The following is a 19,870-nucleotide window of genomic DNA, read 5'->3' as shown; positions in this document are numbered from 1 at the left end:
GTGGCCCGACCGGTTCGCACGGCGGCCGATCCGCCCGTACGGGCACCTGACCGATCCGTACGGCCGGCCGGCCTGCCCGTGCGGGCGCCTGGCCGGCCCGGTGCGCCCGGTTCACTTGTGCGCTCCGGCCGGTCGCGGGGCCCTGCCTGCCCAACCGGTCCGAACCGGCGGTCCGGTCCGGGCCGGCCGTCCGGGCCGGTCGCGGTGTCCGGGCGGTCAGAACGGGAGGCCCGGCATTCCGCCGCCGCCCAGCCCCTGGGCGAGCGGGCCGAGCTTCTCCTGCTGGAGCCGGTGCGCGTTGTCGTTCGCCGCCTGCACGGCCGCGACGACCAGGTCCGCGAGGGTCTCCGTGTCCTCGGGGTCCACCGCCTTCGGGTCGATGACCAGGCCCCGCAGCTCGCCGGCTCCGGTGACCGTGGCCTTCACCAGGCCGCCGCCCGCCTGGCCCTCGACCTCCATGCCGGCCAGCTCCTCCTGCGCACGGGCGAGGTCCTGCTGCATCTTCTGGGCCTGCTGGAGCAGCTGCTGCATGTTGGGCTGGCCACCACCGGGGATCACGGTCACTCCTGCGCGTCGACGACGATTCTTCGGTTACGCCGAGCCTACGTGGTCCCCGCGCGGCGCGCCCCACGCACACCGAGCCGCTCTTTCGAGTGAACCCCGGGCGCGCCGCCCACCTGATCAAGGCCCCCTTCCGTGCGGAAATCCCCGGATTACGCCTCCGGTGGCCGCCATTCGGCGGTAGGAAGGGGGCTCCGCGGCGGACGCCACACGCCGCCACGACCTCGTTCCCATCACCGTACGTCACATTCGTCACACGGTGTCACGCTGAGCGCAGAGGAGTGCCCCGGTGAGCCAGCCGGAGATGCAGCCCGGGGGGCCCGCCCGGGGGGAGGACCTGACGGGACGGCCGTTCCCGCTCGGCGACTGGGGTGAGCCGGCCGAGCGGCTCCACGAGCTGTACCGGTGGGTGGAGGGAAACGCCCTGCGCACCGCCGGCTGGTACCTGGCCGACCGGGTGTGGAAGCGCCGCGGGGCCCGCACCCTGCGGTTCGGCACCGCGCTCGGCGGGGTCCTGGGCGCGGCGCTGCCGCTGCTGGACCTGACGGACGCGCTGGACGGGGCGGCGGGGTGGGGCTACCTGTCGCTGCTGCTCGCGGGGGCGTGCCTGGCCTGCGACCGGTACTTCGGGCTGACCTCGGGCTGGATGCGGGACGTGGCGACCTCGCAGGCGGTCCACCGGCGGCTGCAGGCGCTGCAGTTCGACTGGGCCTCGGAGAACGTGCGGGAGGTGCTGGGCCCGGCGGAGGGCACGTCCGCGGAGGCGGCCGAGCGGTGCCTGGTGGTGCTGCGGCGGTTCTCCGAGGACGTGACGGAGCTGGTCCGGGCGGAGACGGCGGACTGGATGGTGGAGTTCCGGGCGGGCCCGGCGCCGCTCGCCACCCAGTCCCTGGGGGCCGCGCCCGCGCGGGCGGAGACTTCCGGCGGCGGGGCGGGCGCGGGGCGGCTGCTGCCCCCGTCGGCCCGCCCCAACATGCCCCGCCAGCGGCCCCCGGAACCCCGCTGAGCGGGCCGCACGGCGGCGGTCCCGGAGCGCGCCGCCGGGGCGGGGACGGTGTCGGCACCGGGGCGGTGCCGGTACCGGGGCGGTGCCGGGGGGCGGGCCGGGGGTTCGGGGCCGCAAGGGCTCGGCACCCGGAGGGGCGGGACCCGGCCGAGGGGCGGGAGCCGAGGGACGGCCTCCCGGGAGGACCCGGCAGCCGGGGCCCGGTCAGCTGAAGATGATCATCGACCCCTGGCCGAGGCTCCGGGTGGCCGCCGCGTGCAGGCCCAGCCACACGTGCCGCTCGCGGGCGAACGGGCTGTCCTCGTACGGGATCGGGGCCGCCGGCTCCTCCAGGGACGTCGGGTGCCTCGGCGGCTCGGGCGCGGCCGGCGGGTTCGCCGGGTCGATGCCGATCGAGGGGGCGACGTACTCGAGTTCGCGCAGGAGCCCCTGGGCGGAGCCCAGCGGGCCGCCGCCCGCGAGGAGTTCCTCGGTGGAGAGCGGCGCGGGGAAGTCGACCGGCACGTAGGCGCCCGCGTGGTCGTAGTGCCACACCAGGTGGGAGCGCTGCGCGGTCGGCTCGAACATCTCCAGCAACTGCTCGTAGTCGCCGCCCAGTTCGTCGACGGGGGTGACCGCGAGGCCGCACACCTGGAGCAGGTAGGCGCGACGCAGGAAGTGCAGGGCGTCGTAGTCGAATCCGGCGACGGGCGCGACGTCCCCGGACAGGCCGGGCATGTACGCGAAGACCGGCACGGTCGGCAGTCCCGACTCGGTCAGCGCCCGGTCGTACGCGGCGATCTCCTCGGCGAACGGGTTGTCAGGGCTGTGGCACAGCACGTCGACGAGGGGGACCAGCCACAGGTCACAGGCCAAGGTGGGCTCGCTCTCGGATCGGGGCGTCTGCTGCGGGAGCCGGTAGGCACCGACGGTCGGCACAGAGTAGCCGGGTCACAGTGATACCCGGCGGCCCCGCCGCCGAAGCCCGCCACCGTGCGCCCAGGGGCGGCAGCGGGGCGCGGGCCCGAGCGGGAACCAGGCCGAGGGCACGGGCAGGAGCCAGGGCACGGGCCGGGGCACGGGCCCGAGCGGGAACCGGGCCGAGGGCCGGACGGGAGACGGGCCGGGTCTTCGCGGCGGGCGGCGCGGCGCCCCCGCGTCACGCCGGGTGTTCGGGCCCCGTGCGGGGCGCGGGGAGCCGTTCCAGGTGGTCGGCCCAGCTCAGCGAGTGGACGTGGTACGCGTCCAGGACGGCCACCAACCGCCCCGCGTCACCCGCCGCGAAGGCGTCCGCCAGCTCCTCGTGGCCGCTCCACAGCCAGTCCCGCACCCGCCGGTCGCCCCGCAGGTACGGCACGGCGAAGACCCACGCGTGGACGCGCAGCCGGTGCAGGAAGTCCGCGATGTAGTGGTTGGCCACCAGTCCGGCCAGCTCCCGCCAGAACCGCAGGTCGTAGCCGATCAGCACGTCGAGGTCCCCGGCGCGCGCGGCCCGCGCCGCCGCCTCGGCCCGGCGCCGCACGGAGCCGAGCGCCGCCTCCGGAACGCACGGCCGGGCGGGGCCGGCCTCGCGCGCCTTGTGGCGGCGCAGGATGCCGTCCACCACCAGGGCGCGGCCCTCCACCATGTCCCGGTAGTCCCGCACCGTGAACTGGTGGACGCGGAACCCCTTGTGCTGGTCCGAGTCGAGGAGGCCCTGCGCCGACAGGTCGACCAGCGCCTCCCGCACGGGCGTGGCGGAGACGCCGTACTGCTCCGCGATCTGCTTGACGGTGAACTCCCGCCCCGGCTGGAGACGCCCCGCGAGCACCTCGTCACGCAGCGCGTCCGCGATCTGCTGGCGCAGGGTGCTGCGGGTCACGGGTGCGCTCGCGGGCATGGGCAGGTCCCCTCCGTCCGGTTTCGGACACCTTAAGCCCAGTCGGAGGGGTCACCGGCAGGAGCCGCGTCACAGTACGGAATCGGACGGCAGCGGCCGGTCGCCCGCCCGGTCCCGGCGTCCCGGCCGTTCGGGGCGGTCGGCGCGGTCGGCCCGTCAGGCCCCCGCCGTGTGCTCGTCCGCCACCGACAGCGCCGCGTCCAGGGCGGCCAGGCCCTCCTTCGCCTCGGCGTCCGTCAGGTTGCAGGCGGGCACGACATGGGTGCGGTTCATGTTGACGAACGGCCACAGCCCGCGCGCCCGGCACGCGGCGGTGAAGGCCGCCATGGGGGCGTTGGCCTCGCCGGTCGCCCCGTACGGGACGAGCGGCTCGCGCGTCTCCCGGTCCCGTACGAGCTCCAGCGCCCAGAACGCGCCCAGGCCCCGCACCTCGCCCACCGACGGGTGGCGGGCCGCCAGCGCGCGCAGGCCCGGCCCGAGGACCTCGGCACCCAGCCGGTCGGCGGCCTCCACGACGCCCTCCTCCTCCATGGCCCGGATCGTCGCGACGGCCGCCGCGCAGGCCAGCGGGTGGCCGGAGTAGGTGAGCCCGCCCGGGTAGGGGCGGCGGTCGAAGGTCGCGGCGATCTCCGCCGAGATGGCGACACCGCCCAGCGGCACGTACCCGGAGTTCACGCCCTTGGCGAAGGTGAGCAGGTCGGGGACCACGTCGTGGTGCTCGGCCGCGAACCAGCGGCCCGTCCGCCCGAACCCCGCCATGACCTCGTCCAGCACGAGGACGATGCCGTGGCGGTCGCACAGTTCGCGCACGCCCCGCAGGTAGCCGGGCGGCGGAGGCATGATCCCGGCCGTGCCGGGGACGGTCTCCAGCACGATCGCCGCGACCGTGCCCGGCCCCTCGAAGACGAGGGTGTCCTCCAGGTGTGCCAGCGCCCGCTCGCACTCCTGCGCCTCGCTGCCGGAGTGGAAGGGCGAGCGGTAGAGGAACGGCCCCCAGAAGTGGACGACCCCGGCGGCGCCCGTGTCGGACGGCCAGCGCCTCGGGTCGCCGGTCAGGTGGATGGCCGCGGAGGTGGCGCCGTGGTAGGAGCGGTAGGCGCTGAGCACCTTGTGGCGGCCGGTGTGCAGCCGGGCCATGCGGACGGCGTTCTCGACGGCCTCGGCGCCGCCGTTGGTGAAGAAGACCTTGTCCAGGTCGCCGGGGGTGCGCTCGGCGATGAGCCGGGCCGCCTCGGAGCGCACGTCCACGGCGAAGCCGGGCGCGAAGGTGACGAGCCGGGCCGCCTGCTCCTGGATCGCGGCGACGACCTTGGGGTGCTGGTAGCCGATGTTGGTGAAGACGAGGCCGCTGGTGAAGTCGAGGTAGCGGTTGCCGTCGTGGTCCCAGAAGTACGCGCCCTCGGCGCCGGCGACGGCCGGGGGGTCGATGAGCGCCTGCGCGGACCACGAGTGGAAGACGTGCGCCCGGTCGGCGGCCTTCACGGCGGCGCCCGTCGCGGGGCCGGGTGCCGGAAGCCCGGGGGCGGGGCCGGCGGCACCGGAGGCCGGGGACGGGGCGGGGGCCGGCGCGGGGGCGGGGGCGCCGGAAGCCGGGGCGGGGGCGGGGCGGGAGGTTGCGTCAGCGGTCATGCGGTGAGCGTAAAAGCGCTCGCCGCCCGGCGACATGGCCAGGTTGTATGGCCGTGGGCGCCGGGGTCGGCAGGGTGTCCGGTCGACCCCGGCCGCCGTGACGGCTCGCCGTCCTGCCGACGCGCGGTGCGGACGCTCGACGGCAACCGTCATCGGTCGCGCAGCATGTGAAGGTACGGGCACGGAGCAGCGTCCAGGAGGCCGCCATGACCAGCACCACCCCCCATCCCCGCAGAACCGTCCACCTCGCCGTCTACGACTCGTTCGCCGACTGGGAGACCGGCCACACGACCGCCTGGCTGGCGCGCGGCGGGTACGAGGTCCGCACGGTGGGCCCGACCACCGATCCGGTCACCACCATCGGCGGCCTGCGGATCACACCCGACATGGCGCTCGCCGACCTGTTCGCGGACGACAGCGCCCTGCTCGTGCTGACCGGCGCGGACCTGTGGGACACGACGGACGAGCTGGCGCCGTTCGCCGCGAAGGCCCGCGCGTTCCTCGACGCGGGCGTACCGGTCGCGGCCATCTGCGGGGCGACCGCCGGGCTGGCCCGCGCGGGGCTGCTCGACGACCGGCCGCACACCAGCTCCGCCGCCGCCTACCTGGAGGCCACCGGCTACCGGGGCGGCGGGCACTACGTGGAGGCGGACGCCGTGACGGCCGGGGACCTGATCACCGCCGGGTCGACGGAGCCGGTGGCGCTCGCCCGCGAGGTGCTGGGCCGCCTCGGCGTGTTCGAGGGGGAGCGGCTGGACGCCTGGTACCGGCTGTTCCACGACTCGGACCCGGCCGCGTACGCCCTGCTGAACGCGGAGGAGCCGGAGGCGCCCGCGCGCCCCGCGGCGTCGGAGGCGTCCGGGGACTCCAGGCCGCCGGAGGCAGCCGGGGGGCCTGGGGCGCAGGATGCCTCCGGGAAGCCCGGGGGCAGGTGAGCGGCCGGCGGTGGCCGGGGGCGGTACGGCCGGCCGGGAGGGCCGTCGGGTAGGGTGCGCGGGACATCACGGGGCGTCACAGGACGCACGAGGGAACAAGGAGGTGGCACCCATCAACGCCAGGCAAGGCTGGGCGCTTCCCTCCACGGGCGGTACGGCGGCGACGCCGCGACCGTAGCGGGACCTCGGGGAGCGCCGCATCGCACCAGCGGCTCCGAAAGGCTTCCCGTGCCCACGCACCCACCCTCCCCGCACGACGCGCACGCCCCGTACGACGCACACGACCCGTGCGACCCGTACGACGCACACGACCCGTGCGACCCGTACGACGCACACGACCCGTACGACGCACACGCCCCTGAGGCACCCGCCCCGCACGGCCCCGCCGCGCCCGGCGCCGCCACGCCCGGCGCCACCCCCTCCGCATCCACCCCGCCCGTCACCGCCCCCGCCGGGGTCGTCGCGGCGCTGCGGGCGGCCGGGTGCGTGTTCGCCGAGGACGAGGCCGCCTTGCTGCTGGCCGCCGCCCGCACCCCCGGCGAGCTGGCCGCGATGGTGGCGCGCAGGACCGCCGGGCATCCGCTGGAACACGTCGTCGGCTGGGCCGACTTCGCGGGGCTGCGGGTCGCCGTGGACGAGGGGGTCTTCGTACCGCGCCGCCGCACCGAGTTCCTGGTGGAGCGGGCCGCCGTCCTCGCCCGGCGGTACCGGCGCCCCCTGGTCGTGGACCTGTGCTGCGGTACGGGCGCGCTGGGCGCCGCCCTGGTGACCGCGCTGGGCGGGGCGGCCGACCTGCACGCGGCCGACATCGACCCGGCGGCCGTACGGTGCGCCCGGCGCAACCTCGCGCCGCTGGGCGGCCGGGTCCACGAGGGCGACCTGTTCGCCGCCCTCCCGCCCGGCCTGCGCGGCCGGGTGGACGTACTGCTGGCGAACGTCCCGTACGTACCCACGGCCGAGGTGCCGTTCCTGCCCGCCGAGGCCCGCGTCCACGAGGCGCCGGTCGCGCTCGACGGGGGCCCGGACGGCCTGGACGTGCTGCGCCGGGTCGCGGCCGGGGCGGGTGGCTGGCTGGCACCGGGCGGCAGCCTGCTGTTCGAGACGAGCGAGGCCCAGGCACCCGCCGCGGCCCTGGTCGCGGAGGCGGACGGCGAGTTGACCGCGCGGGTGGCGACATGCGACGACCGCTACGCGACGGTCGTCATCGCCACCCGCCCCAGCCGCTGACCGCCCGGCCTACGCCGCGGACCGACCCCGCCGCCGCCGCTGACCGCCCGGCCGCCGCCCTGACGGCGGGATCCCGCCAATCCCCCCCGCCCGCCCCCGCCGGTCCCCCCGGCCCCACGGGGCAACTCCGCCTCCACCAGCACACTTTCCAGCCAACCCGACCGCATCGTGACCCCTCTCACAGGAACGTGGCCGATCTCGGACTAGCGTCGACGGCGGCTGACCACCACACAACCGAACATCGAAAACAGGGGGAACACCATGACGCGTACCCGCGCTCGCATAGCCGCCGTCGGCCTGACCGCGGCGCTGGCCTTCCCGGTCGGCGCCGCCGTGGCCGGCGAGATCACCAACAGCCGTCTGCCCTTCTCGATCGCCACCGCGGGGTCGAAGGAGGACGGCGACCGCTGGAAGGGCACCAGCACCAACCGCGCCAAGGCGTGCGGTGACGTCCCGACGAACGATCTGAAGACCTTCAGCGCGTACGTCTACCAGGACAAGTCGCTGATGCCTGACCCGAAGATCGCCTCGACGTCCCGGAACTACAGGGACGCCTTCGGCTGCGGCTCCGCCGGCACGACGACCCGGAATGGTAACTACTACACCAAGGCGACCTGGGCGGGTGTGCCCGGCAGCCGTGCCGTCGGCTTCGTCTCCGCCCATAACTGACCAGGGAAGTCGTGTCCGTAGAAAGTGACACCGCCGCGGCCGGCACCGAGCCGGCCGCGGCGGTCGCGGCCGTCGAGGGCGCCACGGTCCGCTACAAGACCGTGGTCGCCCTCGACGGCGTGAGCGCGGAGTTCCGCCCCGGCACCACCGCGCTGCTCGGTCCCAACGGCGCGGGCAAGACGACGCTGCTGTCCCTGCTGAGCACCGCCCGCCGCCCGCACGAGGGCACGGTGTCGCTGCTCGGCGAGCCGGTCGGCGGCCGGGCGCGGGTGCGCGCCGTGCGCGCCCGCGTCGGCGTCCTGCCGCAGTCCTTCGGCTACTACCCTCGCTTCACCGTGCGGGAGTTCGTGGAGTACGCGGCCTGGCTGCGGAAGGTGCCGCGCGCCCGGCGGGCGGACCGGACCCGCGAGGCGCTGCGCCTGGTCGAGCTGGAGAAGCACGCGGACCGCCGCATGGGCGAGCTGTCCGGAGGCATGCTGCGCCGCGCCGGCATCGCGCAGGCCGTGGTGAACGAGCCGGCCCTCCTCCTGCTGGACGAGCCGACGGTCGGGCTGGACCCGGCCCAGCGGGTCGGTTTCCGCGCTCTCATCAAGGATCTCGGGGAGCGTTCCGCCGTGGTGATGAGCACCCACCTCGCCGAGGACGTCGCCCACGTCTGCGACCGCGTCCACGTCCTGCTGGACGGGCGGGTGCGCTTCACCGGTTCCCTCACCGACCTGTGCGCGCGGGGCCCGGCGCGGTCCGGGAAGCCCGTCGAGGTCACCGGCCCGGCCGTCGAGTCCGGCTACCTGGCCGTGGTGGAGCGCCACGGAGACCAGGGAGGCCGCACGGGTCAGGGAGGCCACGCAGGCCGGGGAAGCGGGGCCGCCTCATGACGCGGGTCCTCCTCCACGAGATGCGGCGCGGCGAGGCGGGCAAGGTCGCCGTGCTGTCGGCCCTCGCCGGGGTCTGGTACCTGGCGTCCGCCGACCCCGCGTCCAGCGACTGGATCGGCTGGTGGAACCAGGCGTCCATCAAGGTCCAGATCTTCGGCGTGATCGTCATGGGCTCCCTGATGAGCGCCGCCGCCGCGTGGAGCGCGAGCCGCGCCCGGCGCACCCGCACCGCCCTGTGGGCGGACACGACGCCGCGCGGCGGCTGGCAGCAGGCCCTGCTGCTGTGGGCGGCGGCCTGGCTGTGGTCGCTGGTCGCGTACGCCGTGATGACGGCCGTCGCCTTCCAGCGCACCGCGTCGGTCAGCGACGTCACCGAGCCCGTGTGGTCCCCGCTCCTGCTGGGCGTGGCGATGACCGGCCTCCAGATCGCCGCCGGGGTCACCGCCGGGACGCTGCTGCCCACGCGGATCACCGCGCCGGTGATGGGCCTCCTCTGGTACGCGATGTTCGTGGTCTTCGCCTTCGTGCCGGACCTGCCCCCGGCCCGCCTCTTCCCCGCGATCGACGAGCACCTGGACACGGCGTACGCGCCGCACACGGCCCGCCTCCTGGTGGCGGCGGCCTGGTGCGCCGCCGCCGCGCTGGCCCTGCTGGCCGTGCCCGCGCTGGTGCGCCGCGAGGTGCTGTCGCCCGGACCGCTCGCCGTGGTCCCGGCCGTGGTGGCGCTGGTCGCCGGGGGCGCCCTGCTGTCGTTCCGCGCTCCGGAGTCGCACTCGTTCTGGGCGGTGCCCGCCGGGCAGCCGGAGCGGCCGGCCTGCGTCACGGAGGGGCGCACGACGGCGTGCCTGTGGCCCGCCGACCGGCACCTGCTGCCGGAGGCCGGGGCGGCGGTCCGCACGGTGGACCGGGCACTGGGCCCGCTCACCGCCTTCCACCGCGGCTTCTACGCCACGGGCCTCACCGTCCCGGAGGGCGCGGACGGTACGGGCGCCGGCGGCGCCACCGGCTCCGGGGGCGCCCCCGGAGCCGTGGAACTGCCCGTGAACCAGCCGGTGCTGGACCGGCGGTCCATGGCGGAGGCGATGCTCGACGCGTCGCTCCCCCAGCCGCCGTACGAGTGCGAACCGCACGTGATGCGGGAGACGGGCGGATACCCCGACACGTTCCTCGTCCAGGCCCTGGTGCACGCGCGCGCCGGGTCCCCGGCCCCGTACTACGGCGACCGGTTCGCGGAGGCCGTCGAGCGGGTCCGGAAGGCGCCCGCCGCCGCGCAGAACGCCTGGCTCGAAGCCGCCGCCCGCGCGATCGGCGCCTGCCGCCCCGTCCCCCCGCTGCCCCGGTGACCGCCCGGTGAACCCCGTCGCCGCCCTCGCCCGCAGCCGCAACGTCCCGCGCGCGGCGGCCGGTTCGCTGCTCGTGGCGCTCGCCGCGACCGCCTTCACCAGCGTCCGGGTGGACGTCCCGGACTTCCGGTACCTGGTGGACTTCAGCGTCCCGGTCGCGGCGGTCGCGCCCGTGGCGTACGCGGTGGTCCTCGGCACCACCGTGCACTCCCCCATGGCGGACCTGGAGCACACGGCGGCCCAGCCGATGGGCGCGTACCGCCGGGTGCACCTGGTGGCGCTGACCCTGCTCGCCGTCGTCCTGTCGGCGCTGCCCATGGCGGCCGGGCTGCCCTTCGAGGTGTTCGCGGCGTCCGCCCGCAACGCCGCCGGGTACCTGGGCCTCGCGGTGATCAGCGCCCGCCTGTTCGGCAGCGGTCTGGCGTGGCTGCTGCCGCTCGGCACCTTCGGCCCGACGCTGCTGCTGGGCGTCGGCGAGGACAACGTCCCCGAGTGGTGGGCCTGGTCCATCGAGACGGCGTCCCGGCCCTCCGCCCTGCTCATCGCCGCCGTGCTGTGGCTGACCGCCCTGGTCCTGCCGCCCGGCCCGCCCCGCGCGGAGGACCGGGCGGAGGCGTAGCACCGGGCGGAGGCACAGCGCCCCGCCCCCGTTCACCCGCCGCCGAGCGTGCCGGGGCGGTTCAGCAGCAGCGCCACGACGGCGCTCCGCAGCAGCAGCGGGTGCACGAACCGCCCCGGCTCCGTGGGCGGGAACCGCCACGTCAGCGGCCACGTGTCCCCCTCCAGCGCGGGCACCGGCACGTAACTGATCCGCCCCGCCTCCCCGTTGAACCGCACGGCCACGGCCGGCCAGGGCCTGCGATACGTGCTGCCCGGCGGTAAGAGGAAGTACATGCTCCGCCGCCCGTTGACCCGGTGCACGACCGGCCCCGGTTCGCCGTCCGTCATGCCCTCCAGGCAGTCGGCCACGAGCCGCGCGCCCCGGCCGTCGAGCCGCACGGCGTCGAATTGCACCCCGGCTTTGCGGAGCAGATATCCCGAAAGCGGGACCCAGTCAAGCTGTTCTCGGTGATTCCTCGACATCACTGGGTCATTGTGCGCGCTCGGGGTTAGCGTTCTCCATGGCTGCCGAAGGACCGCGACAACGGTCCTGACCTGGGCATACGCCGTGCCGTGCAGTCGAATTCGAGGGCGATCAGTTGAGATCGGTCGAGACCGGTCGAGTCCATGCGTGGAGCGAAAATGGCTGGGCAGGAAAACAAGGAGAAGGCGACCCCGACGGCGCAACTCGTCGCCCACATGACCCGCACCCTGCGGAAGCAGAAGGGACTGCCCCAGGAGCAGCTCGGCGAGATGTGCGGCTTCTCGGGCGCGGCGATCAGCGGCGTCGAGACATGCGCCCAACCGGCCAGCGACCAGATGCTGGTCAAACTGGAGGAGGCCATCGGCGACGGGATGGGCTTCTTCCAGGAGTCCCGGCTGTACCTGCGGATCGAGAAGTGCCCGGTGCAGTTCAAGGAGTACGCGCTGCTGGAGCGGGCCGCGTTGAACCTGCACCTGTTCGCGACTCCGGTCGTCCACGGGCTGTTCCAGACGGAGGAGTACGCACGGGCGCTCATCGCCGGAGGGTTCCCCATCCTCACGGAGGAGCGGGTGGAGGAGCTGGTCGACGCGAGGGTGGCGCGGCGGGAGGTCTTCGACCGGGAGCCCCCCACGCTCATCGAGCTGGTCCTGGACGAGGCGGCGCTGCTCCGGCCCATCGGCGACCAGGCGGTGATGCGGGGGCAGTTGCGCTTCCTCGCGGAGTGCGCCCGCAGGCGCAACGTAACGATCCAGGTACTGCCCCTGGACTGCGCGCTGCACGGCGAGTACGCAGGGAACCAGGGGCAGCTGAATGTCCTTGAGACGCAGGAGCACGAACACCTCGTCTACCTGGAACCCCAGGACGAGAGCCTCCTGATCAGCGACCCGGCAAAGGTCAGCACCTACATGCAGCGGTATGCGAGGATCCGGGGACAGGCCCTTGCTCCCCGTGAATCGCTGGGCCTCATCGAGCGGTTGGCAGGAGATCAGCAGTGAGCAGCAGCCTGCGGTGGTTCAAGTCGAGCTACAGCAACCCGAACGGCGGCGACTGCGTCGAAGTGGCCTTCGACTGGCACAAGTCGTCGTACAGCAGCAGCAGCGGCGGCGACTGCGTCGAGGTCGCCGCCTGCGCGCACACCGTCCATGTCCGTGACTCCAAGGACCCCGACGGCGGGACGTTCGCCGTGGCGCCCTCGGCGTGGGCGGCGTTCGTCGCGGGCGCCACGACCACGCCGTGAGAACCGTGATCGCCGGGCGGCTCGTGGAGCTGCCCGGCACCATCGCGGCGATCCGGGCGGCGCTGGACGCGGACCGGGCGGCGGCTTTCGACGCGGAGATCCCGCACGTGCCGGTGGCGGAGCTGCCGGTCGCGCTGGCGCGGTGGGCGCTGTCCACCACGGACGCCGACCGGGAGGACGCCGAGCTGTTCGAGCGCCTGGCGCGCGGCGAGGACGTGCGGGAGTGACCCGCTACCGGCTCCAGTACGCACCGCCCGCCGACCTCGCGCTGGACTCCATGGGCGCGGCGCTGCGCTCGCGGTTCGACACGGGGATGCGCACCTGGCTCGTCCCCGACCCGTACGGGTACGGCTCGGTGCCCATCGGCACGGACGACGACCGGCGGGAGGCGACCGTCTCGGGCGTGGTCATCCGCTACTACGTGAGCCGCGGCGTCTCGACGGTCACGGTCGTGCGGGTCGTGTACGTCTGACCCGGCCCGGTCGCACGACCGCCCCCTCCCCCTTCCCTCCCGGCTCAGGCCGCCGGCTCGCGCAGGACCTCCACCAGGCGGGTCGCGCTGTCCGCCCCGTGCCCGGCCTCCACCGCGCGCCGGAACAGCGCGGCGACGGCCTCGGGCAGGGCCGTGTCGGCGCCCGCGCCGGCGACGGTGTGGACGACGTGCTCGGTGCTGGCCAGGGCCATGGCGATCCGGTCGACGTCTCCCCGGTGGTCGCCCGCGTCGACACGGGGCGTGTAGAACTCCACGAACTGCCGCAGGTCCAGGGCGTCCACGGCGAGCGGCCGCAGGTCGGCGGCGGTGAGGCCGTGGGCTCCCGCCACCGCCAGGGCCTGCCAGTAGCCGGACAGGGCGGTCCAGAACATCACCATGTTCAGCTGGTACAGCAGTGCCGCCAGCGCCGGGTCCTCGCCCCGGTGGTCGGCGCCCGTCAGCGCCTCCAGCGTGGCGCGGTGGGCGTCGAAGACGTCGCGCGGACCGCTGTAGAGGGTCGTGGAGGCCGCGTTCCCGATGCCCGACGGCGGGACGAGGACCCCGCCGGTGAGCTGGGCGGCGCCCCGCTCCGCCGCCCAGGCGGCGGCCTCCCGGGCCCGGTCGGGCGTGTCGGAGGTGAGGTTCACCAGGACGCGGCCCCGCAGGGCGGCGGGGTCGGCGCCGCCCAGCACGGCGTACATCGCGTCGTAGTCGGTGAGGCTCAGGACGATCACCTCGGCGGCGGTCAGCGCCTCCTCGACCGAGCCCGCGAGACGGGCGCCGCGACCGACGAGGGCGTCGGCACGGGAGGCGGTGCGGTTCCAGACGGTGACCGCGTGGCCGCGGTCGAGGAAGGCCCCGGCCATCGCACGGCCCATGGGGCCGAGACCGATGACGGTGACGGGGCCGGGTGTGGGGGCGGTCGTGGTCGCGGGTGCGGGCGTGGGGCTGCTGCTCATGGATTCCACCTCTCAGACATGCGGACGACACCGGACGGCACGTTCTAGAACGAACGCTCTATCCAGACACGAGAGCAACGTAGCACGCCTCTAGAACGAACGCTCTACTCAACCGCTCGGTACGATCGCCCCATGCAGACAGCCGGGACCCGCGAACGGATCGTCGTCACCGCCGCGCGCCTCATCCAGCGCCAGGGGTACGTCGGGACGGGCATCAAGCAGATCGCCACGGAGGCGGAGGCCACGCTCGGCTCCGTCTACCACTTCTTCCCCGGCGGCAAGGAGGCCGTGGCGGTCGCCGCGATCGGGCACGGCGGCGCGGAGTTCGCGGCGCTCCTGCGGGAGTCGCTGGAGAGCACGGAGGACCCGGCCGAGGCCGTCGCGCACTGCGCCGACCACCTCGCCCGCGCGCTGCGGGCCTCGGGGTGGACCGACGGGTGCCCCGTCACGGCGGCCGCCCTGGAGACCCTGGGCACCGACACGGGGGTCCAGCGGGCCTGCGCGGAGGCGCTGCGCGACTGGGAGCGCCTGGTGTACGAGAAGCTGGCGGGCGCCGGCTTCGCCGCCGAGGACGCCCGGGACCTGGCCACGACCGTCATCGCCACCCTGGAGGGCGCCGAGGTCACCTCCCAGGTCCGCCGCTCCGACGAGCCCCTGCGGGCCGCGGGCCGGCACCTGGCCCGCCTGCTCCGCTCGTACGCGCCGACGAGGTAGCGGGGCACCGGCCCCGGACGGACGGCGACCACGCCGGGGCGGCTCCTCCGGTCGGGCCGGCCCCACGGGCGGGGAGGTGCCGACCCCGACGGCTACCGGAGGCCGCCCACCTCGGCGGCCGCGTCGACCGGGGAGTCGGCGGCCAGGATGAGGCGCACCGTCCGCATGCCGAGGGTGAGGACCTCGCTGCCGCGCCGGCGCATGCCGGCCTCGAACCGGCCGACCGCCTCGACCAGCGCCGTACCCCCCTCACCGGCGTCGGCGTCGCCCAGGTGGCGCAGCAGGGCGGCGGCGTCGCGGATCGCCGCCCCGGCGCCCATGCCGGCCGTGGGCGGCGTGGCGTGCACGGCGTCGCCCAGCGCGGTGATCCGGCCCGCGGGCCACGGCGCCAGGTCCCCGGCCCGCGTCGAGGCGGCGTGGAACCGGTACGCGGCCACGCTGTCCGGGTCGGCGCGCGCGATGACCTCCAGTGTGTGCCCGGCCCACCCCCGCTCGCGGAAGAGCCCCGGAAGCGCGTCCCGCAACTCGGCGCCGCGCAGCCCGCGCAGACAGGCCGCGGCGGCCTCGGCGACCATGGCGCCCCAGATGTAGGTGGGGCCGGTGGTGCGGGACATCCTCAGCTCCGGGGCGTCGAGCGCGGCGTTGCCGACCGGGTCGAGGAAGCCGACGTACAGGGCCGAGCCCCGCGGGCCGGTCGCCAGTCCCGACCGGAGCCCGAGCCGCCGCCGCTCACCCGCGCTCAGGTCGCCGCGGGCCGTGCGGCCGGAGACTCCGACGATGCCCGCCGGACTGTTCACCGGGCCCCCCGCCAGGTGCCGGGCGACCAGGGAGTGGGTGCCGTCCGCGCCCACCACCAGGTCCGCCGTGACCGGTGCCGCGTCCGCGAACAGCACCCGTGGCGCGCCGTCGCCGCCCCGCCCCGCGCCGCCCCGGTCGAGACCGCCCTGGTCGACACCACCCCGGTCGGCACCGCCCCGCTCGACACCGGACACGGTCCGCCCCAGGTGCAGGTCGTCGCCGACCGCCTCCGCCAGGAGCGTGCGCAGGGTGATGCGGTCGACGTCGACACCGGCACCGCCGCCGAGCTCCGGCCCGAAGCCGAGCAGCCGTCCGCGGCGGTCCCAGAAGGCGTCGCGGTCGCGGTGCCGGAGCGCCGAGGCCGACGCCAGCAGCCGCCGCACGAGGTGCGGCTCCACCAGTTCCCGCAGCGCCGACTGGGCCCGCTCGTCCAGGGTGATGTGGTACCCACCCGTATGCGCCACATCGGTGTCGCGGTCGAACACCGCCACCTCGTACCCCCGGCGGCGCAGTCCCGCCCCGAGCGCCAGTCCACCGATCCCGCCACCGACCACGACCACACGCATGCCGAACCGTTCCTTCCCACCGCCGACTCGCCGGACGGGGACCACCGTGGCAGCGGTGGTGGACACCGAGTGGCCACCACCGGCCATGATGGGAGGATGGCGAGCACCTCACACCGGGCACTGCGCCTCCTGTCACTGCTCGGGACGGGCGCGCTGCGGCCGCTTCGCGAGCTCGCCACCGCGCTCGGCGTCAGCGAGCGCACCGCGCGCCGTGACATCGAGACGCTGCGCCGGCTCGGGTACCCGGTCACGACCGTCCACGGACCCGACGGCGGATACCGGCTCGGCTCGGGCCACCCGCTGCCACCCCTGGTCTTCGACCACGACCAGGCGGTCGCGGTCGCGGTGGCCCTGCAGACCGCGCCCAGCTCGGTCTTCGGCCTCGGAGAGGGCGCGGCACGCGCGCTGGTCACCCTGGAGCAGGCCATGCCCACCGCCCTGCGGGCGACCACGAAGTCGCTGCGCCTGACCAGCCTGCGGAACTACTGGGAGTTCCCGGCGCCTCCCATCGACCCGGCCGCGCTCACCGCCGTGGGAGCCGCGGTGCGCCATCGCCGCGTCCTGGTGACCGAGACGCTCCGAGCCGACGGCTCGCGCCCCGGTCCCGGCGACGGCGACTTCCGTCCCGCGCGCCGCGTCGAACCCCACCACCTGGTCGTCTGGGCCGGGCGGTGGTACCTGGTCGCCTACGACCTCCAGGACGAGCGGTGGCGGGTGCACCGTGTCGACCGGCTGCGCGCCCGCCCCACGACACGGTCCTTCGGCGCACGCGAGCTGCCCCACGGCGACCTCGCCCACTTCGTGACGAGCAGTCACGACCGCGGCGACTCCCCCGCCGCGTGGCCGTGCACCGGCTCCGCCCGACTCGACCTGCCGGCCCGTGTCGTCGCCCGCTGGGCGCCGGGCGGTTCGGTCATCGAGCACCTCGACGGCGAGCACTGCCGGCTCACCCTCGGCGCCTGGTCCTGGGCCGGCGTCGCCGGCATCCTCGCGACCTTCGACACCGGGCTCAGCGACCTCCACCCGCCCGAACTCGCCCAGGCGTGCCGGCGCCTGGGCCACCGCATGGCCGCCGCCGGCACCGGGGAGCCCGGCCCGGCCCGCGAGGCGGCTCCCCGGGACCCGTCGCCGCCCCCGCACCGCGACGACGGCTGAACCGCCCGTACGGGCCCCCGGAGGGCGGAAGTCGGTGGACAGGGGCGGGGGCGGCCGGTTGGCTGCGGGGATGAGCGAACTGCGCATCGAGCGGGTGGACGGCGGGACCGGGGCGGGAGCCGGGGGCCTCGCGGAGGACTGGCGGCGCATCCACAACGAGATCATCCCCACGCACCCGCTGTCCCCGGACGACGTCCGCGAGCGGGCCGGGCGGAACATCCTGGAGGTCGCCTACCTCGGCGGCACCGCCATCGGGTGCGCCACCGTGCGGCCGCCGACCGGCGAGGCCCCGGACACCGCGACGGTGATCGCGCGGGTGCTCCCCCCGTACCGGGGCCGCGGCCACGGCACGGAGCTGTACGAGCGGGGGCTGCGGCGGGCGCGGGAGCTGGGGGCGGGCGTCGTCGAGACCGTGGTGCTCTCCTCCAACGCGTCGGGGCTGCGCTTCGCACTGCGGCGCGGCTTCGTGGAGATCGAGCGGTACCTGCTGGAGGGCGACACGATCCCGTGGGTGGACCTGCGGCTGGCCTGAGCCGCGGGGGTGGTCGGGCGCCCCGCGAGGACGGGCACGGGCAAGGGGGGTGCGTGCGCGCGGCGGGTGCGCTACGCTCCACCCATCAAACGAGACGAGACGTCTCGTCTAGCTCTTACCGTGGGGGTCTGTCCATGCACCGTGAACACCTCGTCGAGACCGCGCCCGGCGTCCGCCTGTGGGTCGAGGAGCGCGGCGCCGCCGACGCCCCCGCGCTGCTGCTCGTCATGGGCGCCCAGGCGTCCGGCCTCGCCTGGCCCGGGGAACTGGTCGACGCCCTGGCCGCCCACCACCGGGTCATCCGCTACGACCACCGCGACACGGGCCGCTCCACCTGGTCGTACGAGACGGAGCCGTACGCGATCACCGACCTCGCGCGCGACGCCCTCGCCGTGCTGGACGCCCTCGGCGTGGAGCGCGCCCACCTCGTCGGCATGTCCCTGGGCGGCATGCTCGCCCAGCTCCTGCTCGCCGACCACCCGGAGCGGGTCCTCAGCGCCACGCTCATCGGCACCTGCGCGCTCAGCACGACCCCGTACACCGCGCCCGACGGCACCGCGACCCCCGTCGAGGACCTGCCGGGCATCGACCCGCGCATCCTGGAGATGTGGGCGAACCGGCCGGAGGACCTGGACGAGGCGGGCGAGCTGGAATGGCGGGTCGAGCACTGGCGGCTGCTCCACGGCGACGCGCTGCCGTTCGACGCGGAGGCCGTACGGGAGCAGGAGCGGCGCATCCTCGCGCACACCGGGCACGCCCGCGTCAGCACCGCCCACGCGCAGGCGTCCCCGGACGGGATGGTCCGCACCGAGGCGCTCGCGGCGACAAGGGTGCCCGTCCTCGTCGTGTCCGCCACCGCCGAGCCGGTGTTCCCGCCGCCGCACGCCCGGCACCTGGCGCAGGTGATCCGGGGAGCGCGGGTCGTGGAGGTCCCCGGCATGGGCCACGCCCTCCCGGCCCCCGTGCTGGGCCCGCTGGCCGAGGCGATCCTGCGCCACACGGGCGCCTGAGCGGCGGGCGCCCTTCCGGGCGCCCTTCCGGGTGCCTTCCGGGCGCCCTTCCGGGTGCCTTCCGGGCGCCACCGGGTGCGAGGGTCCGAGTGCCCGGACGCACGTCGCGGCCCCGCCCCCTCCGGGATCGCGGGAGGGAGCGGGGCCGGGGCGCTCGCGGGGAGGCGGGTCAGCAGTACAGGTTGGCGCCCGGTGCCACGCCCAGGATCTGCGTGAACTGCTGGTACTTGGTCACCCGGCTCTGCACCTGGGCCGGGTTGCGCCCGTCGCACTCCAGCGCGCCGTTGATGGAGCGGATCGTCTGGCCGAAGCCCGCGCCGGTCACCATCGCGTGGTGCGCGGTCATCGTGCCGGGGCCGTTCTGGGTGTTCCAGTACCAGAGGGCCGTCTTCCACGCGACGGCCGCCTCGCGCTCGACGCGGTGCGGGTTGTTCAGCAGGTCGATGCCGAGGGCGTCGCCGGCCGCCTTGTAGTTGAAGTTCCAGCTGAGCTGGATCGGGCCGCGCCCGTAGTAGGCGGCCTGTCCGGCGGGGCAGCCGTACGGCTGGGTCGCGTCGCAGTAGTGCGGGTAGTTGGCCGTGTTCTGCTCCACGATGTGGACGAGGCCGCCCGTCTCGTGGCTGACGTTCGCCAGGAACGCCGCCGCCTCCTGGCGGCTGACCGTGGCGCCGCCCGTCGTCGCGAACGCCGGGTACGCGCTGAGCGCCGCCTTCAGGCCGCTGTACGTGTAGAACGGGTTCCGGTTCGGGAACATCTGGTTGAACTGCGCCTCCGACACGACGAAGCCGGACGGCGCGGGCGGGTCGGTCGGGTCGGGGTCGGGCGTACCGGAGCCGCAGGAGCCCTGGTCGGCCCAGACGGCCGCCGCGCCGGGCCGCTCGTTCTGCGTCCACCACTTGGCCTGCCAGTTGCGGCCGTCGTACGAGGCGGTGTTGCCGCCCCAGTAGACCGAGGACGCGCTCCAGGGCGCCGCGCAGTCGGCCGCGGAGGCCGTCGAGGCGGGGAGCAGGACCGTCAGGCCCGCGGCCGTGGCGAACGCGGCCAGCAGGGCGCCGAGGCGTCGTGACACGTCAACACTCCTTCGAAGCGGGGGGTGGCGGCCCACTTCACCGCATTGGTCTGGACCTGTCAATAGGTCCGGACCAGACAAGTGATGGACGGGGACACGGGTCGATCGCGTGTCAGGTCGCGGCTAAGGTCTGCTGCTGCGAAAGTGGATCTTGGTCGTGGTTGATCACGC

Annotated in this window: 22 protein-coding genes and 1 pseudogene; 15 read left to right on the top strand and 8 right to left on the bottom strand. The window is 75.3% G+C overall.

From position 1 onward, the window contains the following. Positions 1–216: 216 nt before the first annotated feature. Positions 217–558 (bottom strand): YbaB/EbfC family nucleoid-associated protein, encoded by a 342-nt coding sequence (locus tag CP974_RS16185; RefSeq protein WP_069979813.1) that lies wholly within the window; start codon positions 556–558, stop codon positions 217–219. A gap of 292 nt (positions 559–850) precedes the next feature. On the opposite strand from CP974_RS16185, the gene CP974_RS16180 reads away from it, so the two are divergent. Continuing rightward, the gene (locus CP974_RS16180; RefSeq protein WP_031132645.1) at positions 851–1,567 is read left to right on the top strand and encodes an SLATT domain-containing protein; all 717 of its coding nucleotides are present in this window, start codon (positions 851–853) and stop codon (positions 1,565–1,567) included. A gap of 204 nt (positions 1,568–1,771) precedes the next feature. On the opposite strand, the gene CP974_RS16175 is transcribed toward CP974_RS16180, so the two are convergent. From CP974_RS16175 to CP974_RS16165, 3 genes are all read right to left on the bottom strand, one after another. Beyond that, on the bottom strand, positions 1,772–2,422 hold the full coding sequence (locus CP974_RS16175; RefSeq protein WP_031132647.1) for a putative DNA-mimic protein: 651 nt from the start codon (positions 2,420–2,422) through the stop codon (positions 1,772–1,774). Between the two features lie 283 nt (positions 2,423–2,705). Beyond that, positions 2,706–3,425: a GntR family transcriptional regulator gene (locus CP974_RS16170; RefSeq protein ID WP_037938131.1), complete on the bottom strand. Its 720-nt coding sequence runs from the start codon at positions 3,423–3,425 to the stop codon at positions 2,706–2,708. Between the two features lie 156 nt (positions 3,426–3,581). Next, positions 3,582–5,054 (bottom strand): aspartate aminotransferase family protein, encoded by a 1,473-nt coding sequence (locus CP974_RS16165; RefSeq protein WP_150485819.1) that lies wholly within the window; start codon positions 5,052–5,054, stop codon positions 3,582–3,584. 206 nt (positions 5,055–5,260) lie between these two features. On the opposite strand from CP974_RS16165, the pseudogene CP974_RS16160 reads away from it, so the two are divergent. The 6 genes and pseudogenes from CP974_RS16160 to CP974_RS16135 all read left to right on the top strand — a co-directional run. Beyond that, positions 5,261–5,869 (top strand): annotated as a pseudogene (locus CP974_RS16160) (DJ-1/PfpI family protein); the annotation flags it as partial. A gap of 588 nt (positions 5,870–6,457) precedes the next feature. Beyond that, positions 6,458–7,216: a putative protein N(5)-glutamine methyltransferase gene (locus CP974_RS16155; RefSeq protein ID WP_037940157.1), complete on the top strand. Its 759-nt coding sequence runs from the start codon at positions 6,458–6,460 to the stop codon at positions 7,214–7,216. Positions 7,217–7,477: 261 nt separating this feature from the next. Continuing rightward, on the top strand, positions 7,478–7,885 hold the full coding sequence (locus CP974_RS16150) for a hypothetical protein (RefSeq protein WP_031130736.1): 408 nt from the start codon (positions 7,478–7,480) through the stop codon (positions 7,883–7,885). A gap of 11 nt (positions 7,886–7,896) precedes the next feature. Further along, positions 7,897–8,760: an ATP-binding cassette domain-containing protein gene (locus CP974_RS16145; protein ID WP_223844383.1), complete on the top strand. Its 864-nt coding sequence runs from the start codon at positions 7,897–7,899 to the stop codon at positions 8,758–8,760. Further along, positions 8,757–10,103 carry a DUF7224 domain-containing protein gene (locus CP974_RS16140; RefSeq protein ID WP_031130740.1) on the top strand — a complete coding sequence of 449 codons (1,347 nt, stop codon included), beginning with the start codon at positions 8,757–8,759 and terminating at the stop codon, positions 10,101–10,103. Before CP974_RS16145 ends, CP974_RS16140 begins: the two co-directional genes overlap by 4 nt. A 7-nt stretch (positions 10,104–10,110) precedes the next feature. Continuing rightward, positions 10,111–10,722, top strand: coding sequence for a hypothetical protein (locus CP974_RS16135; RefSeq protein WP_031130742.1), 612 nt, complete (start codon positions 10,111–10,113; stop codon positions 10,720–10,722). Between the two features lie 32 nt (positions 10,723–10,754). Here CP974_RS16135 and CP974_RS16130 read toward each other — a convergent pair whose 3' ends face one another. Next, entirely contained in the window at positions 10,755–11,186 is a 432-nt protein-coding gene (locus tag CP974_RS16130) for a hypothetical protein (protein ID WP_031130743.1), read from the bottom strand. 159 nt (positions 11,187–11,345) lie between these two features. On the opposite strand from CP974_RS16130, the gene CP974_RS16125 reads away from it, so the two are divergent. The 4 genes from CP974_RS16125 to CP974_RS16115 are packed head-to-tail and all read left to right on the top strand — an operon-like array spanning position 11,346 to position 12,896. Next, positions 11,346–12,182: a helix-turn-helix domain-containing protein gene (locus CP974_RS16125; RefSeq protein ID WP_150485818.1), complete on the top strand. Its 837-nt coding sequence runs from the start codon at positions 11,346–11,348 to the stop codon at positions 12,180–12,182. Then, positions 12,179–12,424, top strand: a complete 246-nt coding sequence (locus CP974_RS16120) for a DUF397 domain-containing protein (protein ID WP_031130747.1) — start codon at positions 12,179–12,181, stop codon at positions 12,422–12,424. The genes CP974_RS16125 and CP974_RS16120 overlap by 4 nt, the downstream gene beginning before the upstream one ends. Further along, entirely contained in the window at positions 12,421–12,651 is a 231-nt protein-coding gene (locus CP974_RS29670) for a hypothetical protein (protein ID WP_051839305.1), read from the top strand. The genes CP974_RS16120 and CP974_RS29670 overlap by 4 nt, the downstream gene beginning before the upstream one ends. Next, positions 12,648–12,896 (top strand): hypothetical protein, encoded by a 249-nt coding sequence (locus CP974_RS16115; protein ID WP_031130751.1) that lies wholly within the window; start codon positions 12,648–12,650, stop codon positions 12,894–12,896. The genes CP974_RS29670 and CP974_RS16115 overlap by 4 nt, the downstream gene beginning before the upstream one ends. Positions 12,897–12,940: 44 nt before the next feature. Here the strand turns inward: CP974_RS16115 and CP974_RS16110 are convergent, their stop codons facing one another. Further along, positions 12,941–13,855 carry an NAD(P)-dependent oxidoreductase gene (locus tag CP974_RS16110; RefSeq protein WP_051839307.1) on the bottom strand — a complete coding sequence of 305 codons (915 nt, stop codon included), beginning with the start codon at positions 13,853–13,855 and terminating at the stop codon, positions 12,941–12,943. Positions 13,856–13,987: 132 nt separating this feature from the next. On the opposite strand from CP974_RS16110, the gene CP974_RS16105 reads away from it, so the two are divergent. Then, entirely contained in the window at positions 13,988–14,569 is a 582-nt protein-coding gene (locus tag CP974_RS16105) for a TetR/AcrR family transcriptional regulator (RefSeq protein WP_031130755.1), read from the top strand. A 92-nt stretch (positions 14,570–14,661) separates the two neighbouring features. Here the strand turns inward: CP974_RS16105 and CP974_RS16100 are convergent, their stop codons facing one another. Next, a complete protein-coding gene (locus CP974_RS16100; protein ID WP_031130757.1) occupies positions 14,662–15,933 on the bottom strand; it encodes an FAD-dependent oxidoreductase in 1,272 nt (423 codons plus the stop codon). 96 nt (positions 15,934–16,029) lie between these two features. Here CP974_RS16100 and CP974_RS16095 point away from each other — a divergent pair, with 96 nt between their 5' ends. From CP974_RS16095 to CP974_RS16085, 3 genes are all read left to right on the top strand, one after another. Then, positions 16,030–17,088: a helix-turn-helix transcriptional regulator gene (locus tag CP974_RS16095; RefSeq protein WP_051839309.1), complete on the top strand. Its 1,059-nt coding sequence runs from the start codon at positions 16,030–16,032 to the stop codon at positions 17,086–17,088. Between the two features lie 70 nt (positions 17,089–17,158). Next, a complete protein-coding gene (locus CP974_RS16090) occupies positions 17,159–17,620 on the top strand; it encodes a GNAT family N-acetyltransferase (RefSeq protein ID WP_031130760.1) in 462 nt (153 codons plus the stop codon). Positions 17,621–17,754: 134 nt separating this feature from the next. Further along, on the top strand, positions 17,755–18,630 hold the full coding sequence (locus CP974_RS16085) for an alpha/beta fold hydrolase (RefSeq protein ID WP_031130762.1): 876 nt from the start codon (positions 17,755–17,757) through the stop codon (positions 18,628–18,630). A 169-nt stretch (positions 18,631–18,799) separates the two neighbouring features. Here the strand turns inward: CP974_RS16085 and CP974_RS16080 are convergent, their stop codons facing one another. Further along, positions 18,800–19,699, bottom strand: coding sequence for a glycoside hydrolase family 19 protein (locus tag CP974_RS16080; protein WP_031130764.1), 900 nt, complete (start codon positions 19,697–19,699; stop codon positions 18,800–18,802). Positions 19,700–19,870: the final 171 nt, after the last annotated feature.

This window comes from Streptomyces fradiae ATCC 10745 = DSM 40063, from assembly GCF_008704425.1.
GTDB lineage: Bacteria > Actinomycetota > Actinomycetes > Streptomycetales > Streptomycetaceae > Streptomyces > Streptomyces fradiae.
This window is presented reverse-complemented; position numbering and strand designations above follow the sequence as displayed.

Excerpts from the sequence above, each read along its gene's own strand:
- CP974_RS16170 (WP_037938131.1), bottom strand. The coding sequence starts at position 3,425 with ATGCCCGCGAGCGCACCCGTGACCCGCAGCACCCTGCGCCAGCAGATC.
- CP974_RS16165 (WP_150485819.1), bottom strand. The coding sequence starts at position 5,054 with ATGACCGCTGACGCAACCTCCCGCCCCGCCCCCGCCCCGGCTTCCGGC.
- CP974_RS16150 (WP_031130736.1), top strand. The coding sequence starts at position 7,478 with ATGACGCGTACCCGCGCTCGCATAGCCGCCGTCGGCCTGACCGCGGCG.
- CP974_RS16140 (WP_031130740.1), top strand. The coding sequence starts at position 8,757 with ATGACGCGGGTCCTCCTCCACGAGATGCGGCGCGGCGAGGCGGGCAAG.
- CP974_RS16130 (WP_031130743.1), bottom strand. The coding sequence starts at position 11,186 with ATGTCGAGGAATCACCGAGAACAGCTTGACTGGGTCCCGCTTTCGGGA.
- CP974_RS16125 (WP_150485818.1), top strand. The coding sequence starts at position 11,346 with ATGGCTGGGCAGGAAAACAAGGAGAAGGCGACCCCGACGGCGCAACTC.
- CP974_RS16110 (WP_051839307.1), bottom strand. The coding sequence starts at position 13,855 with ATGAGCAGCAGCCCCACGCCCGCACCCGCGACCACGACCGCCCCCACA.
- CP974_RS16105 (WP_031130755.1), top strand. The coding sequence starts at position 13,988 with ATGCAGACAGCCGGGACCCGCGAACGGATCGTCGTCACCGCCGCGCGC.
- CP974_RS16100 (WP_031130757.1), bottom strand. The coding sequence starts at position 15,933 with ATGCGTGTGGTCGTGGTCGGTGGCGGGATCGGTGGACTGGCGCTCGGG.
- CP974_RS16095 (WP_051839309.1), top strand. The coding sequence starts at position 16,030 with ATGGCGAGCACCTCACACCGGGCACTGCGCCTCCTGTCACTGCTCGGG.
- CP974_RS16090 (WP_031130760.1), top strand. The coding sequence starts at position 17,159 with ATGAGCGAACTGCGCATCGAGCGGGTGGACGGCGGGACCGGGGCGGGA.
- CP974_RS16085 (WP_031130762.1), top strand. The coding sequence starts at position 17,755 with ATGCACCGTGAACACCTCGTCGAGACCGCGCCCGGCGTCCGCCTGTGG.